Genomic DNA, 15,587 nt, shown 5'->3' with positions numbered 1-15,587 from the left:
TTTGCAAAGCCTGCTATTGAAAGTAACTTGATCCCAAACCCAAATCGAAAATCAAATGAGTGCTGTACTTACTGAGGTCGTGGATAGAATAGGTATCATCACATTGAATAGGCCTGAGAAGCGTAATGCGCTTAATCCTGAGATGATTGCCGGATTGCATAGTGCTTTTGAGGATATGAATTCTGATGGTAAGGTGAAAGTTATTGTCCTTCGATCCACTGGAAAGACATTTTGCGCAGGGGCTGACTTGGCCTACTTGCAGCAGCTTCAGGGTTTTTCGCAGGAAGAGAATCTGAAAGATAGTCTTCGGCTGATGAGCTTGTTCAATTTGGTTTATTGCCTTCCCAAAGTCGTGATTGCGGAAATTCATGGGCATGCATTGGCAGGAGGATGCGGATTGGCTACGGTCTGTGATTTTGCTTTTTCGGTACCGGATGCGCTATTTGGTTATACGGAAGTGAGGATAGGTTTTGTTCCTGCATTGGTATCGGTCTTTTTGCAAGAGCAAATTGGAGCTGCTAAAACTCAGGAACTGTTACTTTCCGGAGAGTTTATCTCTGCCAGCAAAGCTTCAGAATTAGGATTGATCACGGGAGTGGAGGCTTCCGAATTTCTAAGGAGATCAGTGGAAGAATTTGCGCTTAAGCTGGTTTCTCAGAATTCGGCCTTTTCGATGGGGAAAACTAAGACGCTTTTGCGTCAGCTTAATGAAATAGAACGTATCAAATCCCTACAGCTGGCAGCAGAGGTGAATTCCGAGGCTCGGGCTCATGAAGACTGCAAAAAAGGGATTGCTGCCTTCCTCAACAAAACCTCGCCGGATTGGTAAATGCTTATTAGGGCTACAGAAATCCTCCATCAAATCTTTGGGCATGCTGATTTTAGGCCTGTACAGAAAGAAATAATCGAGTCAGTCTTGGCTGGGAAGGACACGCTTGCGCTATTGCCTACGGGCGGAGGTAAGTCCCTATGCTACCAAATTCCAGCTCTGGCTCAAGAGGGGATTTGTCTGGTAGTGAGTCCACTTATTGCTTTGATGAAAGATCAGGTGGATACGTTAAAGTCAAAAGGCATCAAAGCTGCTGCGATCTATTCGGGGATGAGCTACCGGGAGATTGACCGCACCCTGGATAATTGCATCTACGGAGACTATAAATTCCTATACGTCTCCCCCGAGCGGTTGAAGGCCGAACTTTTTGTGGAGCGTTTTCGGCAGATGAAAATCAATTTGATAGCGGTGGATGAGGCACATTGTATTTCTCAGTGGGGGTATGATTTTCGTCCTCCTTATTTGGAGATCGCCCTGATTCGTCCATATCATTTGAAAGTCCCTGTTTTGGCATTGACAGCCTCCGCAACGCCGCAGGTCTGTGTGGATATTATGGAGAGGCTTGAGATGAAAAAGGCCGCCGGGTTCCGTCAGAGTTTCGCCAGGAAAAATCTAAGTTACAGCGTGCGTCATGTGGAAAACAAACTTGAGAAGGGGCTGGAGATACTCAGTAGGATCGATGGGACTGCGATCTGGTACGTGAGAAATCGGCAGAGCACACATCAAATAGCCAAAGCATTGGGACAACTGGGGATAGCTGCTTCTGCTTATCATGCAGGCTTGTCCATGCAAGAGCGTTCCCAGCGCCAGGAGGCCTGGATGAACAATGAAGTGCGTGTGATGGTGAGCACGAATGCTTTTGGGATGGGGATTGACAAGCCGAATGTTCGGGTGGTGATTCACAATGAATTGCCTGAGAATTTAGAGAATTATTATCAGGAAGCCGGGCGTGCAGGTCGGGATGGAGAGAAGGCTTATGGAGTGCTATTGGCAAATAAGCAGGATTTTGAAACTGTTTTGACGCGTGCAGAGTTGGTTTATCCAAAGCTGGATTTTGTAAGGCGAGTATACCAATGTCTAGCCAACTACTACAGAATAGCGGTCGGCAGCAATATGCTGAGCAGTTTTGATTTTGAATGGAACGAATTTGCAAATACCTACGAATTGGGAGTGCTGGAGTCGTTTTATGCATTGAAATTGTTGGAGGAAGAAGGTTTTATAGGATTGAGTGAAAGTTATTATTCTCCTTCCAAAATTCATTTTACTGTGGATCCTTCCCGACTGTATGAGATTCAGATTGCTTACGCAAAGCTGGATCCTGTAGTGAAAATCATCATGCGGACCTATGGAGGGAATGTTTTTTCGGAATACATCAAGATACAGGAAAGTAAACTTGCCAAATCCCTGAACATCTATGAAAACGAACTGATCAAATTACTGAAGCAACTGGAGCAGTTGGAAGTGATGGTGTATGATCAGCGCAAGGATAAGCCCCAGATTACCTTTTTGACACCACGATACGATGCAGGAAAACTGCCTCTTAATTTTAGACGGATAGAACTTCGAAGGGCGTTGACACTTGAAAAGGCCCAAAGTATGGTAAGGTACGGGCAGCAATCCCAGCTATGCCGCACCCAGTTTATCCAGGAGTATTTCGGGGAAAATACAGATGAACAATGTGGCGTTTGTGATGTCTGTATCATGCAACGCAAAGCAAATAACCCGGAAAAGGCAGAAAATAGGCTTAGAAATAAGATTATCGAAACTTTAACCACTTCGGGTGAGTTGACAGAGAAGCAGATTTTCGATAGCATTAGATTACCTTCTTCTGAAAAAAACCTTCGGATGTTACGCTTAATGCAGGATCAGGGATATATTACACTTCTGCCTTCAGGCAACTACGCAATTACAGCCCATGAATAATTTTCTGGATGATTTATTCAACAAAGTGTTCAAGCCTTCGGAAAAAAAACCGATGACTCATAAGGAGAATATTGTGTTTAAGGAGTTGGAAATAGCCAAAGCAAAGAAGTGGATGAATTCAAAGCAAGGGAAAGAACTCATTTCCATAATTTCCAAGTCATACCACTTCAAAACCATTCAGATCGAAGAACGTCCTCAAATTCATATTTTGGATTCCAAGTATGCCAGAGGTTTTGCGATTACTTATGACGATCCTTTGGATGAAGAAACATTTTACCTGCTTTTCTTGGCATTTGCGCAGCGAGTTTTAGCTTTGGGATATAGACAGGTGAGCTTGGATAGAAAAATGGAGGAAGTAAACGAGCTGGTGAAAGTCACTGACAAGTTCTACTTCAAACCTCCGCTCAAGGCACTTGCAGAAAATGAATTGATTTCTCAGTTATTCGGCAGGATTACCATTGAGAAAATCACTGTAAATAACCAGCCCAATTACCTCAAGGTACTAGCGACGTTTTATTCGGATAGGCTGTACCGGGATCCAGAACCTTTCGATCAATTTCTTGATCACATATTTGAAGTAACCAATGATGGACAGAATTAATTTAAGAGAGCAGTTAGGAAGATATCGTACGCCCTACGAGGAGGAAGCAGATTTTATTCAGGATTTTATGGATTTGACGGAAGATTCCCTTGCTTACGGGAGAGAGCGGCTGGAAGGGCATTTTACGGCTTCGGCTTGGATTGTCAATCGGAAGCGTACACACACCTTACTTACTCTTCACCGCAAACTTGGCAGATGGTTGCAGCTTGGAGGGCATGCTGACGGTAATGAGGATTTGCTCGAAGTAGCTATGCAAGAGGCAAATGAAGAGAGCGGATTGAAGAGTTTGGCATTTGTGGACAAGACTATTTTTGATCTGGACAAGCATATTATTCCGCAGAGACCGCATGTTCCTGAGCATTTTCACTACGATGTACGCTACATCTTGGAAGCGGATCTTCAGGAACCGTTGATCAAAAGTCATGAGAGTATTTCATTGGCTTGGGTAGCTTTTGATTCTGTACAGGATGTGATTGGATACAATCCATCCATTCTTCGTATGCTTGAGAAAACCAGTAAATCAGAAATTCTTCTCTGATGTGATATCAAGGACGTATTTCTTATCTTTGGGCAAAAATTAAGCTGTGAAAAAACTTTGGATAATTACCTTCCTGATAGCAGGAATGATGGGATGTAGCCCTAGTGAAGAGGAATTGTTTCAGGCTGGAATTCAGAAGATGGATTCCCAAAACTGGAAGGAGGCGATTTCACTTTTTGATAGAGCACTGGAGATCAATTCTGGAAATGCCCAGGTTTTAAATGCCAAAGGTGCCGCACTCTTCCAACAAGAAAAATTTCAAGAAGCTGTTCCTGTTTTTGCAGCTGCTATTGAGGCAGACTCCAGTAGTTATAAAGCTTGGTTCAATCGGGGAAATGCCAACTTGAAGTTGGAGAACTTCAAAAACGCTGTCTCTGATTACAACATGGCAAGCTTGCTTGATCCGTCGCAAACAGATATTTATTACAACCGTGGCTTGTCATTGCTCGGCTTGGAAGAATACGAAGATGCTTTGTTGGATTTTGACAAAGCACTACAAGTGGAACCAAACCAAGCACTCGTTCACTTCAATCGTGGTAAAGCACAACTCGGAAATAATGACCCCGCAGGTGCGATGCAGTCACTTACCGAAGCCATCAATCTGGATGGTAAAAACGGTGCCGCTTATTACCTGCTGGGCGTGACAAGAATGTCTGCTTTGGGTGATGCCGAAAAAGAAGAAGGCTGTGCTGATCTGAAGATGGCACTTCAGCTGGGATATACCGAAGCCAAAACGTGGATAGACGACTTCTGTAAGTAAAATGGCAGTGATAGGGCAGGACATAGGGCTGGCAAAAAGAGTTCTGGAAGTAGGTCAATTGGTTGGTATTCCTACCGAGACCGTTTATGGGTTGGCGGGAAATGCGCTGAATTCTGTAGCTGTAGCTTCTATTTTTGAGACAAAAAACCGTCCTAGTTTTGATCCTATGATCATTCATGTGCCGTCACTTTTGGAAGCGGAAAACTACGTGAATGATATTCCTACCCCGCTCCGCAAACTTGCCGAACAATTTTGGCCTGGACCACTGACATTGCTGCTCCCCAAGAAAAAAAACATACCTGATATTGTCACTTCAGGTTTGGATCGAGTGGCTGTACGAGTTCCTGATCATCCGCTGACGTTGGAGTTGCTCGCTCAGATAGACTTTCCTCTGGCAGCCCCTAGTGCCAATCCATTTGGCTACATCAGTCCCACATCTCCTCAGCATGTGGATGCCCAATTGGGAGAAAAGATCCCTTATATTCTGGATGGTGGAGCTTGTAAAGTAGGTTTGGAAAGCACGATCATTGGGATGGAAGGTGATGAAATAGTGGTTTATCGACTTGGTGGACTGGAGATCTCCGAGGTTGAAAGTATCGTGGGACAAGCAAAAGTAAAAAGCCATAGCTCATCGAATCCACAGGCTCCGGGCCTATTGGAAAGCCACTATGCTCCGTCCAAGCCTTTTATAATCGGCGGCTTGGATAAGTTGATTTCAGAGTATCAAAGTAGCGGAATTGATTTTGCAGTGCTTTCCTTAGATCGATTATATCAGTCTGTTCCCTCAGAAAATCAAATTGCTTTAAGTACTAGTGGAAATTTGAAAGAAGCAGCTACCCGTCTTTTTGCAGCCATGAGAACGTTGGATGAATCTAGTGCTACCGTGATTTTGGCTGAGTTAATGCCTGAAACCGGCCTTGGACGGGCGATTAATGATCGCTTGAAACGGGCTGCGACGAAAGGGTGAAAATTTCTTACTTTTCATTTTTAGCAAATTGATCATCCCCGAAAGTCGATTTTTGCCATAATCTTTGATAAATTCACCCAGATTTTTACCAATCAATTTTATCAATAGCTATTAACCTTGCTTATGAATCCTAGAATCAAAAATGTAGATAACCTCAGTTTTGAGGGGAAAAAGGCCTTAGTCAGAGTAGATTTCAATGTTCCTTTGGATGATCAATTGAATGTGACTGACGATACCAGAATTCAGGCGGCTTTGCCGACTATCAATAAAATCTTAAAAGATGGTGGATCTGCCATTCTAATGTCCCATCTGGGTCGTCCTAAAGGCGGGCCTGAGGATAAATATTCTCTTAAAAACATCGTAGTAGCACTGGAGAAAGTACTGGAAAGGCCGGTGAAATTTGCGCAAGACTGTATAGGTAAAGAAGCAGAGGTGCTTGCTGAAGGCTTGAAGCCAGGTGAAGTGTTGCTTCTTGAGAATCTTAGGTTTCACAAGGAAGAAGAAAAAGGAGATAAGGATTTTGCCGAAAAGCTTGCTAAACTTGGTGATGTCTATGTGAATGATGCTTTCGGGACTGCACATAGAGCGCATGCGTCCACAGCTGTGATCGCACAGTTTTTCAATGATAAGGTTTGTGGTTACTTGATGCTTTCTGAATTGAAAAATGCAGATAAAGTGCTGGGGAATGCTGAAAGACCTTACACTGCTATCATGGGTGGTGCGAAGATCGCCGATAAGATTTTGATTATTGAGCAATTGCTGAACAAAGTAGATACGCTGATTATCGGTGGAGGGATGTCTTATACTTTTGCCAAAGCACAGGGTGGAACAATCGGTGATTCTCTTTTGGAGGAGGACAAGCTTGATTTCGTGTTGGAATTGATGGAAACTGCCAAAGCGAAAGGAGTGAACTTGATTCTACCTGTAGATACGGTTATATCAAAAGCTTTTGCAAATGATGCCGAGCAGGGAATGGCTAATAAAGGTGAGATTCCTGATGGCTGGATGGGATTAGACATCGGACCTAAAACCGCCGAGCTTTTTGCGGAAGAAATCCTAAAGTCAAAGACTATACTTTGGAATGGTCCGATGGGCGTGTTTGAAATGTCTTCTTTCGACAAAGGAACAAAAGCTATTGCAGAAGCAGTAGTTGCTGCTACCAAAGCAGGTGCATTCTCGCTGATCGGCGGTGGAGACTCTGCTGCAGCTGTCAATAAGTTTGGCTTTGCGGATGATGTGTCCTTCGTGTCTACCGGCGGAGGAGCATTGCTAGAGCATATGGAAGGTAAAGTGCTTCCGGGAGTTGCGGCATTGGTTCCTTGATGATGTGGGATCGTAATTAATGGAAAGGCTGGCAGATATAGAATTTGCCAGCCTTTTTTATTGAAGAATCCCATAAATTTCTCCTATCGTGAGCCAGGCTGCATCACTTTTCGAAAGTCTTGCATACGAGGTCAGACTTTTTATTACAGATTTTTATTTACGACCAGTTCGTAGAAAAAGTCCTTGTAGCTGGCACCTATTAAAATAAACTCCTCCTTGGTCTTCATCTTAACCCGGTTTCTACTGATGTTTTCGATTTTGTCTATGGAAATAATGTGTCGCTTATGTACTCTGACAAACCCCTTGGAAAAGAGTGATGTTTCGTAATGCTTGATGCTGCTCAGCGTCAGAATTGGCTTCAACTCGTTCAGCAAGTGGATTTTGACATAGTCTTTATAGCTTTCCAAAACTACAATGTCTTTCAGATTGATTTTGATGGATGAATATTCAGATTTCACAAAAATGTAATCCTGCGAATCATTCAAGGTGAAATTTGACGAAGAATGGGGAATAGGCATATTTATTCCGGCAGCCATAAGCTTATTTACAGCCATGAAAAACCTTTCGAAACTGAAAGGCTTCACTAGATAGTCAACGGCATTGATTTCAAATCCCTTCACGGCAAAATCACTGTACGCTGTGGTGAAGATTACTTTAGGTTTCAAAGGCAGATTTTCATAAAATGAAATCCCGTTGATATCAGGCATGTTGATATCCAAGAAGACCAAATCCACAGACTGTGTCAAAATCGTTTGTATCGCCTTCAGAGGGGAGTCGAAGGTGCCTATCAGTTCCAAATTTGGAAATTTGGTAATGTAATCTTCTACGACATCTATGGCGAGTGCTTCATCATCGATCACTATACACTTGTAGTTCATTTTTTGATAGTCAGAAAGCTTTTGAATAGGTTGTTTTCCCGTTTTTGCCGGAAGGAATATTTTCCCGGATAGATCAGTTCCATCTGGTTTTCCAGATTTTTGATTCCCAGTCCCACATGTCTTTTTTTCGCAGGGTCTTCAAACTTCTTCGTGATGCTGTTGATTACTGAGAACTTCAATTCACGTTCATTTTCCTCCAATGAGATGAGGATAAATGAAGGACTTAAATAGCTGACCCCATGTTTGAAGGCATTCTCTACCAAAGTCATCAGTATAAGAGGCTCGATAAGTAAGTTTACGTTTCTTATTTTGACATTGAAATTAATATTCGGTGTGTTTTCTTCAGTGAATTTCAACTTCTCCATTTTGATGTAATTGTGAATGAAGTCTATTTCCTGTTTGATAGAAATTTTGTTTTTGCCAGCTTCATACAGGACATGTCTCAGAATATCAGAAAGCAACAAAATTGCATTGGTAGTGTCCTCCGATTTTTTCCGTGCCAAAGCATAAATGTTGTTTAAAGCATTTAGGAGGAAATGCGGGTTTAGCTGGGTTTTCAGGAAATTAAGTTCTCCGATGGCCTTTTGCTTCTCCATTTCATCATTTCTTGTGCGCTCCTTGTCGAAAAGTAGAAGTACTTCGAATGCTGTGCCCAGTCCTAAAAGCAAAAAGTACCGGAAAGTGAAGAATATGGTCCGGAAGAAAAAAGGGTTGAGCGGAAATAGGAAGCCTTGTGGCTTTGGGGAGGGCTCTATTTCTATTTCTTCAAACTGATTCCTCTTTATACTGATCATGTGATAAGGATCCCAAAGGTAATAATCAATCAAGTGATGGATACTAAGTGAGGCCAATAATAGAATAAGAACACTAAGGAAGTACCTGCGATAGGAGCGTTTCTCAATGTATTTAGGTATTAATATCGCAATGTTAAGAATGTAAAAAAGCACCAGATTGATATTCGTCAGACTGATGTTGATCACATTTCCTCCGGGAATTGGTCTTGAGAAAGATGGGATTGATTGGGAAAGTAACACCCCGATAATCAGGAGATGTACAATCCCTTTCAATAATTTCCTGTGTTCCATGTGGGGAGAGGTTGAATCAAGTTGCAAATGAAACAGAGTCAGGCCTTTCCGTAACAACATGACGAAATGTTTTAAGAAAAATTAAACCTTGAGACTAGTGCACTGTTAACCAAAACCTGTCAGGTTTGCACCATGGATTTTTGATAAATAAGTAGGTTCTTACGGTGCTGATAGCAAAAGCTGACAGGTTCGTCCTATACTTTTTGCACTTAACATAACACTAGGTTTAATCATCGTCGTCTGATTCTTCAAACGGAAGGAATTCCCAGATGTCATCAAACCGGATCGAAGAACTTCTGCCGAGTAGAACAAAAGCTCTGTTTCCATCGGAGAATACGGATGCCCCACTTCTGGCAGTGCCTTCGAAGTCCGTTTTATCATCCCATACATCCAGATTCGGATTATATTGCCAAGTGGTATTGGTCAATGAGCCTACCGATCCGGTAGTGATATATCCCAGCGCACCTACGCTGAACCCCACCCCTTCACTTCTGGCAATAGTATAATCATCGTCTTCATCAAGGTCTTCTTTTTGTGTCCATGTCTCGGTCGTGCCATCTAAAGCCCAGAAGTCATATTCATACAAGCCATTATTGACACCGCCACCGATGTAGGCTACGTCATTGATTGTAAATACAAATGCATTGGAACGTTTTGCACCACCCATACTGATGAAGGAATTCCAGGAGTCTGTTTCCGGCTGGTACTGCCAGAAATCCTTCTGCTCACTGCCGTCAAATCCGGTACCTATATAGCCTTTTCCGGCTACAGAAAAACCTATTGCCCCATATCTTGCTGTCCCGGGAAAAGAGCTCACTTCAGTCCAGGTATCGGAGTTGGGGTCATAAGACCAAAAATCACCAAGTCTGTTTCTTCCATCGTAGCCCGTGCCATAGTAACCTTTGGAATTTATGGCAAAAGCCACAGCATTGGAACGGGCGGTTCCCGGGAAGTCAGCTCTTCTGGTCCATGCGTCCAAGACAGCATCATATTCCCATAGGTCACGGGTATATTCATCTCCTGTATAGCCACCTACAACGAAATAGCGGCTTCCCACAGTAAAAGAGGAGGCGTTTGAGCGGTTGCTGCCTTCGAAGTAGGATTTTCGTACCCAGTTGCCTTCTGTGGATGTATCATCTGAGTCCTGACAGGAGTAGAGTGGGACTAGCATAATCAGTGTTGCCAGAGCTGATAAAAGCCGGTTTACTTTTTTCATAATCTTAGTTTAAAGGGATAATTGTGATTTCTAATTTTGATTTGTATTGGGTGTTGTTTTCGCCGACCACCAAATAGCCCATATTGAAAGAAGTGGTGGAGGTCACATCGATCCAGAGGCCATCAGTTTGCCGACTACCGGAAATTTGACTGTCAACAAAGTCTTTGACGGGGATTTTGAAATAGGTTGCCTCTTGGAAAATCTCATCAAAAGATGTCAAGGTTGCCTGAGTCAGGTAGGATTTGATGTTATTGTTTTTATCCATCACATACACATCGAATTCCTGCAGCGGAGGATTGAGTTTGCCATTGTAGGTACCTTTTTTGACAGGCATGTAGAGGTAAGCTTCCGAGATGTAATAGTCGTAAGCTACATCTCCAATATAGGTGAGATCACCCAGGTCAATCCGGATTCCGCCAAATCCCAGTTCATCGGCAAGAACCAGATCTTGACTTTCTTCTGAAGGAAGAGAGGCGTAATTCTGTGCCGCTGAGAAAGGAGTGTTTGATCTGTCTACATTTAATTGGGTGTAGCCTAAGGAATATTCACCGATGGGGATTTGGTATTCCTCATCGTCTTCTCGAAGTTCTAAAGGGACCTTGTGATAGATTGAGATGTAGGATTCTTTAGAGACTAGCATCAGTGGGCTCTGACCTGTGACTTCTAGCATAAACCCGGGGAAAAAGTCCAGGAAATCTTCATTGTTCCCAAAAATTTTGTCTGAGCCTTTGGCTTTTTCCATTAGCTCCATTCCAAATTCCATCGGTAAAGTGATTCTGATTGAATCCTTTGAGGGAAGATATTGGACTTTGGTCGTGATCAATGGATTGCTATAGGTGGAGAAGGTCTCAAAGTCATAAAACACATCATCGTCGTTTTGATATTCCAGCCGCTGGGAGAGCTGATAGATGTTAAGGTCAAACTCAGGTAAGGTATCGAAGTGTGAGCCATCTATTTTTAAGACAAGTACAATAGAATCCAATATGGTGTCATCCTCAAACCCGGTGACTGTGCTGCTCAATTCAAACTCGAAATATGGACTTGCTTTGACCGTTCCTCTGTAAGGATCCGTATTATTTCCCAACAAAAAACTCTCTTGTACACTGGTGACCATACTGTCTTGAAAATAGCTGGAATAGGAAATGTCGGTAAATTCTATTTTACGGATGGAGAAATCATCTTCAATATCTACTTCTGGTATTTCCTCCAGAAAGCTATTTTCGTAGCAGGAGCTTAGGATTAAAACCAGCAGGCTGAAAGCAATTCCGGACTTCATTTTTTTTTGTTCCAAAGCTATCGCCTCTGCTGTAGGCATATTGAGAAAGTAGAACAACGGTCTTATTGTCTAGAGGAAAGAGGATATCCTATCTATCAAATGAGAGTAGATGAGTTTGACGCAGTATGCTTATTCATCTGGAGAATTTACTGTTTGATCTATTAAAATTGGTCGTTCCTCTAGATTCCGCTATGCGCTTACTTGTTGTCTATAGCTTGCATACAAAAATGTAGAGATGATTAAATACTTTCCAGGCTTGTTGATTTGTTTTTGGCTTATGTCCGCAACTTCAGGCATGGCTCAGCGCGGCCATGGGTCATTATATTCCACTGTAGGATTAGGCTTGCCTACATACGACAGTTATGGTTTGGCCAAGAGATTGGGGGGAGTTGGAGCTGGGGTGAGATCCCCGTATTTTCTAAACACCATTAATCCTGCTTCACAAACGAGTATTGGCTTATCTCATACCTTTATCCTTGATGTAGATGTTTCCTACAATCAGCAAAAAATCACTACGGGAAACGAGACAATTTCAAACAACTTTTCTAACCTCAATTACTTCAATATGTGGTTTCGGTTTTCTCCGAAATCCACGGTTTCATTGGGGTTAAGTCCGGTTACAATACAAGACTTCAGTTATTCGGATACCTATTACTTTGAAGGAATGGCCGATAGATATATACGGGTATTTAAGGGCTGGGGAAATATCAATAAAGCATATCTTAATTTTGCTACTAGTCTCAGCCCACGGATTTCGGTGGGCATTAGACCATCGTTTCTATTTGGGAATTTCCAAAAAGAAACCACTTACCTAGATCAATATGGAGCTGGCTTTTTATATGCCAGAAATAATTCCTATACCGGATTGGGTGCGGAAGGAGGTGTTCAGGTCAATATACTACAAAATGAAAAGCGTGTTCTCACCTTTGGAACTTCCGGGCAGTGGTATTCCAAACTTGCGGGGACTGGGATCTCTCGGGTGGAAGATTATCTAGCACAGGAAGTTCTGTATGAAGCTGATGAAGTTGAATTGGAATATCAGCTTGGCAGCACTGTTCGTTCCGGGCTTTCTTTCCAAAACAAATCCTGGACAATCGGTGCGGATGTTCTCTATGGATTTTCTTCTGCAGATGAAGATTATAGCATAGCCAACCAAGTATATAGTATAGGAGCTGAATTTATTCCCAATTATTTCGACTCGGAATTTATCAAACAAATGAGTTTCTCACTTGGAGCCAATTACGATACAGGATCGATTATGATCGAAGGAGCCAAAGTTTCCTCCTACGAAGTGAGTTCCGCCGTCGGTATACCACTCAATAGATCAAGTAGACTAGCCATTGGCTATAAGTATAGAAATATGGGTGATGTCGATATTATTTCCAAAGAATCCCTTAACACAATTACACTCAATTTCACTTTTGGTGATACTTGGTTTTTCCGTAGAAAATTTGAATGACCCCGATGAAAAAAAAAATAGTAGTGCTGCTCATGCTGGTTGCGAATAGCTCAATTGCCCAAGAAGTGGATGGAGAAAAAGTATCCGGTTTTTTCCATTTGTCCGTTGAGAACCTGATGGGTATCCTAGATTTCAATCTGGAAGAAGTTGCAAGGCGGCTGCATTTGAAAAGGCAATCTTCCGAATACAAAAAAAAAGCTCATATTATCTCTTGGTATCAGGTTAAAACGGATAGTATCTATAATGCGAACAAACCGCAGTTGGTAGCTATTGAAAATTCCTATTGGGAAAAAGTGGCAGCAATAGATGACAGGAATGACTTTGACAGGGTGTTTGCTGTGGTGAAGGAATACACAGAAGCGGTAAAGCCTTACAGTCCGCCGATTCAAGCTGTGGAACTGGAGATAGGTAATTGGATCTCTACATTTTTGAGTGACAGACAATATGCTAAATGGGAAACGTATCTCACTAAAAAGCATAAAAAAAATCATCCAAAAACTCCTATGCTTATGAGCGGACCGCCTAAAGAACTATTATAAAATAAAGCAAAGGGATGAATGGATTTTCATACCCTTGCTTTACAGTATGATTACTTCCACTCAATTTCTACCAGCACCGGAAAATGATCCGAAGGGTATTTCTTACCGTAGTTGTCTGTAAGTATACCATGACGTATTACTTTTAGATCTCCTTTAACAAAGACATGATCTATGATGCCATCAGGCATTTTCTCCCAGTTGAAACCTGTGAATGAACCTGCCGGCCCGTAAGCAGGAATCTCAGAGATCATTCTGGCATCTTGCCATTCAGGATTCTCGGTGATGGTGGTATATGCACCGTTCTGGGGGGTAACATTGAAATCTCCCATTAAAAGGGCAGGAGCATTTTCTGTATTGATTTTTGATACTTGAGTCATCACCAATTTGCTGCTTTCCTCACGCGCTTCCTGACCTATGTGATCATAGTGGATATTGAATACATAGAATATTTTTTCATCCTTATCCTTGAATTTTCCCCATGTACAAATTCTGTTCAGCGAAGCATCCCAGCCTTTACTTGGTTTGTCGGGAGTGGGAGAGAGCCAGAAAGTCCCTTCGTCAAGGATCTTAAACTTCTCAGGATCGTATAGAATTGCAGCATATTCACCTTTTTCGGTTCCGTCATCACGGCCAACTCCGATAAATGAATAACCGAGTTCAGTACTTAAATCCAGAAGCTGCTTATTTAATGCTTCTTGTACCCCAACTAATTCGATCCGGTGAAATCGGATCAGCCCTGTCACATGCGGTAGTCGGTCTTCCCATAGATTTCCAACGTCATTTTGATTGGCATATCGGATGTTGAATGTGGCAAAATTATGTGTTTGTGCTATAGCAAGGGAATTTACCCCTAGCGTTACGGCAATCAAAAACACACTTGTTTTTAGGATACTTCTAAGCATTCTAGTCATGATTTCAGAACTTATTCTTGAAAAATAGTTTTAGTAATTCGAATTGATGTTCAATTTATGAATATCCAAAATCTTGTCAGCAGTCAGTACAATCTATCAATAAAGCCGGAAGACCTTTGCCCTGACGGCAAGAGGGGATGACGGAAGACCGAAGTTATCTCAAACTTAGCTTATGACAAACCTTATAGCAGTTTCTTCACAAAAGCATCATGTCAGCGGATTTATCTATTTTATTTCAGTATGGTACTTGCACGAAGATGAAATTGTTGATAAGATTAAGACTGGGTAAGGACTGCTTTTCTGTCTTTCGGCCTATTTGCCTAAATTCGACCTATCTACTCACTCTATGTAGTCCTCAATTAATGTCGTCAAATGAAAACCTTTTATCCCAAAGACCTCTCTACGCTTGAATTTTATGGATTGCTGCAAGGAGCGGTGGCTCCGAGGCCAATTGCATTTGTAAGTTCAATCGACAAAGCTGGCAATGTAAATCTAAGTCCTTTCAGTTTTTTCAATTTGTTCAGTTCCCAGCCTCCTATATTGATTTTTTCTCCACTCAGGCGAATGCGTGATAATACCACTAAGCATACGCTGGACAATGTGCTGGAAGTTCCTGAAGTGGTTATTCACGTGGTGCACTTTGGCATGGTGGAGCAGATGTCGTTGGCTAGTACGGAATATGAAAAAGGTGTGAATGAATTTGAAAAAGCAGGATTTACCCAAGTAAAATCAACAGAAGTGAAGCCTCCCCGAATCAAAGAAGCTCATGTGGCCTTTGAATGTAAGGTGAATGAGGTGAAATCGCTGGGAGATAGTGGAGGAGCCGGAAACTTGGTGATTTGTGAGGTTTTGGCAGCGCATGTGAATGAACATGTTCTGGATGAAGCTGGCGTGATCGATCCTAGGAAATTGGACGCAGTAGCCAGATTAGGAGGCAATTGGTATAGTCGTGCCAGTGGGGCATCTCTTTTTGAGATTCCTAAGCCTCTGCGTACAATGGGTATGGGGGTAGACCGGATTCCGAAAGGAGTGAGAAACAGTACTATTTTAAGTGGGAATAATTTAGGGAGATTGGGGAATGTTGCCGCATTCCCGAGTGAAGCTACGGTAGCTGAGTTTGGGCTAAGCCAAGAGATCCAAGAAATGAAAATCCGTTTTCAGAATGATCCGGACTCGATGATTGATCATTTGCATTTGCTGGCCAAGGAAGCACTGGATGAAGATAATGTGGAACGGGCGTGGTTGATATTGTTGCAGGGAGGATTCAGTGAATAGTATTCAG

At 42.4% G+C, this 15,587-nt stretch carries 15 protein-coding genes; 10 read left to right on the top strand and 5 right to left on the bottom strand.

Going from position 1 to position 15,587, the window contains the following annotated elements; genetic code table 11:
- Positions 1-55 precede the first annotated feature (55 nt).
- The 7 genes from ID165_RS16155 (at position 56) to pgk (ending at position 6,941) form a co-directional block, all read left to right on the top strand.
- On the top strand, positions 56-829 hold the full coding sequence (locus ID165_RS16155; protein WP_192345982.1) for an enoyl-CoA hydratase/isomerase family protein: 774 nt from the start codon (positions 56-58) through the stop codon (positions 827-829).
- Positions 830-2,752, top strand: a complete 1,923-nt coding sequence (locus tag ID165_RS16150; protein WP_192345980.1) for an ATP-dependent DNA helicase RecQ — start codon at positions 830-832, stop codon at positions 2,750-2,752.
- Positions 2,745-3,353, top strand: a complete 609-nt coding sequence (locus tag ID165_RS16145) for a hypothetical protein (protein WP_192345978.1) — start codon at positions 2,745-2,747, stop codon at positions 3,351-3,353. The genes ID165_RS16150 and ID165_RS16145 overlap by 8 nt, the downstream gene beginning before the upstream one ends.
- Positions 3,340-3,891 (top strand): NUDIX hydrolase, encoded by a 552-nt coding sequence (locus tag ID165_RS16140; RefSeq protein WP_192351616.1) that lies wholly within the window; start codon positions 3,340-3,342, stop codon positions 3,889-3,891. The genes ID165_RS16145 and ID165_RS16140 overlap by 14 nt, the downstream gene beginning before the upstream one ends.
- A gap of 88 nt (positions 3,892-3,979) precedes the next feature.
- A complete protein-coding gene (locus ID165_RS16135) occupies positions 3,980-4,651 on the top strand; it encodes a tetratricopeptide repeat protein (RefSeq protein ID WP_192351615.1) in 672 nt (223 codons plus the stop codon).
- A 1-nt stretch (position 4,652) separates the two neighbouring features.
- Positions 4,653-5,618 carry an L-threonylcarbamoyladenylate synthase gene (locus ID165_RS16130; protein WP_192345976.1) on the top strand — a complete coding sequence of 322 codons (966 nt, stop codon included), beginning with the start codon at positions 4,653-4,655 and terminating at the stop codon, positions 5,616-5,618.
- 123 nt (positions 5,619-5,741) lie between these two features.
- Positions 5,742-6,941, top strand: coding sequence for a phosphoglycerate kinase (gene pgk / locus ID165_RS16125; RefSeq protein ID WP_192345974.1), 1,200 nt, complete (start codon positions 5,742-5,744; stop codon positions 6,939-6,941).
- Between the two features lie 143 nt (positions 6,942-7,084).
- Here the strand turns inward: pgk and ID165_RS16120 are convergent, their stop codons facing one another.
- From ID165_RS16120 to ID165_RS16105, 4 genes are all read right to left on the bottom strand, one after another.
- Entirely contained in the window at positions 7,085-7,819 is a 735-nt protein-coding gene (locus ID165_RS16120; protein WP_192345972.1) for a LytTR family DNA-binding domain-containing protein, read from the bottom strand.
- Positions 7,816-8,904 (bottom strand): sensor histidine kinase, encoded by a 1,089-nt coding sequence (locus ID165_RS16115; RefSeq protein ID WP_192345970.1) that lies wholly within the window; start codon positions 8,902-8,904, stop codon positions 7,816-7,818. Before ID165_RS16115 ends, ID165_RS16120 begins: the two co-directional genes overlap by 4 nt.
- A gap of 226 nt (positions 8,905-9,130) precedes the next feature.
- Positions 9,131-10,120: a kelch repeat-containing protein gene (locus ID165_RS16110; protein ID WP_192345968.1), complete on the bottom strand. Its 990-nt coding sequence runs from the start codon at positions 10,118-10,120 to the stop codon at positions 9,131-9,133.
- Positions 10,121-10,124: 4 nt separating this feature from the next.
- Positions 10,125-11,435, bottom strand: a complete 1,311-nt coding sequence (locus tag ID165_RS16105; protein WP_192345966.1) for a DUF4270 family protein — start codon at positions 11,433-11,435, stop codon at positions 10,125-10,127.
- A 196-nt stretch (positions 11,436-11,631) separates the two neighbouring features.
- On the opposite strand from ID165_RS16105, the gene ID165_RS16100 reads away from it, so the two are divergent.
- Both ID165_RS16100 and ID165_RS16095 read left to right on the top strand, forming a co-directional pair.
- Positions 11,632-12,855 carry a hypothetical protein gene (locus ID165_RS16100; protein WP_192345964.1) on the top strand — a complete coding sequence of 408 codons (1,224 nt, stop codon included), beginning with the start codon at positions 11,632-11,634 and terminating at the stop codon, positions 12,853-12,855.
- Between the two features lie 5 nt (positions 12,856-12,860).
- The gene (locus tag ID165_RS16095; RefSeq protein WP_192345961.1) at positions 12,861-13,394 is read left to right on the top strand and encodes a hypothetical protein; all 534 of its coding nucleotides are present in this window, start codon (positions 12,861-12,863) and stop codon (positions 13,392-13,394) included.
- A 50-nt stretch (positions 13,395-13,444) separates the two neighbouring features.
- Here the strand turns inward: ID165_RS16095 and ID165_RS16090 are convergent, their stop codons facing one another.
- Positions 13,445-14,296, bottom strand: coding sequence for an endonuclease/exonuclease/phosphatase family protein (locus ID165_RS16090; RefSeq protein WP_192345959.1), 852 nt, complete (start codon positions 14,294-14,296; stop codon positions 13,445-13,447).
- 381 nt (positions 14,297-14,677) lie between these two features.
- Between ID165_RS16090 and ID165_RS16085 the strand changes: the two genes are divergently transcribed.
- On the top strand, positions 14,678-15,580 hold the full coding sequence (locus ID165_RS16085; protein WP_192345957.1) for a flavin reductase family protein: 903 nt from the start codon (positions 14,678-14,680) through the stop codon (positions 15,578-15,580).
- Positions 15,581-15,587 lie beyond the last annotated feature (7 nt).

The sequence above is a fragment of the Algoriphagus sp. Y33 genome, from assembly GCF_014838715.1.
Taxonomy (GTDB): domain Bacteria; phylum Bacteroidota; class Bacteroidia; order Cytophagales; family Cyclobacteriaceae; genus Algoriphagus.
This window is presented reverse-complemented; position numbering and strand designations above follow the sequence as displayed.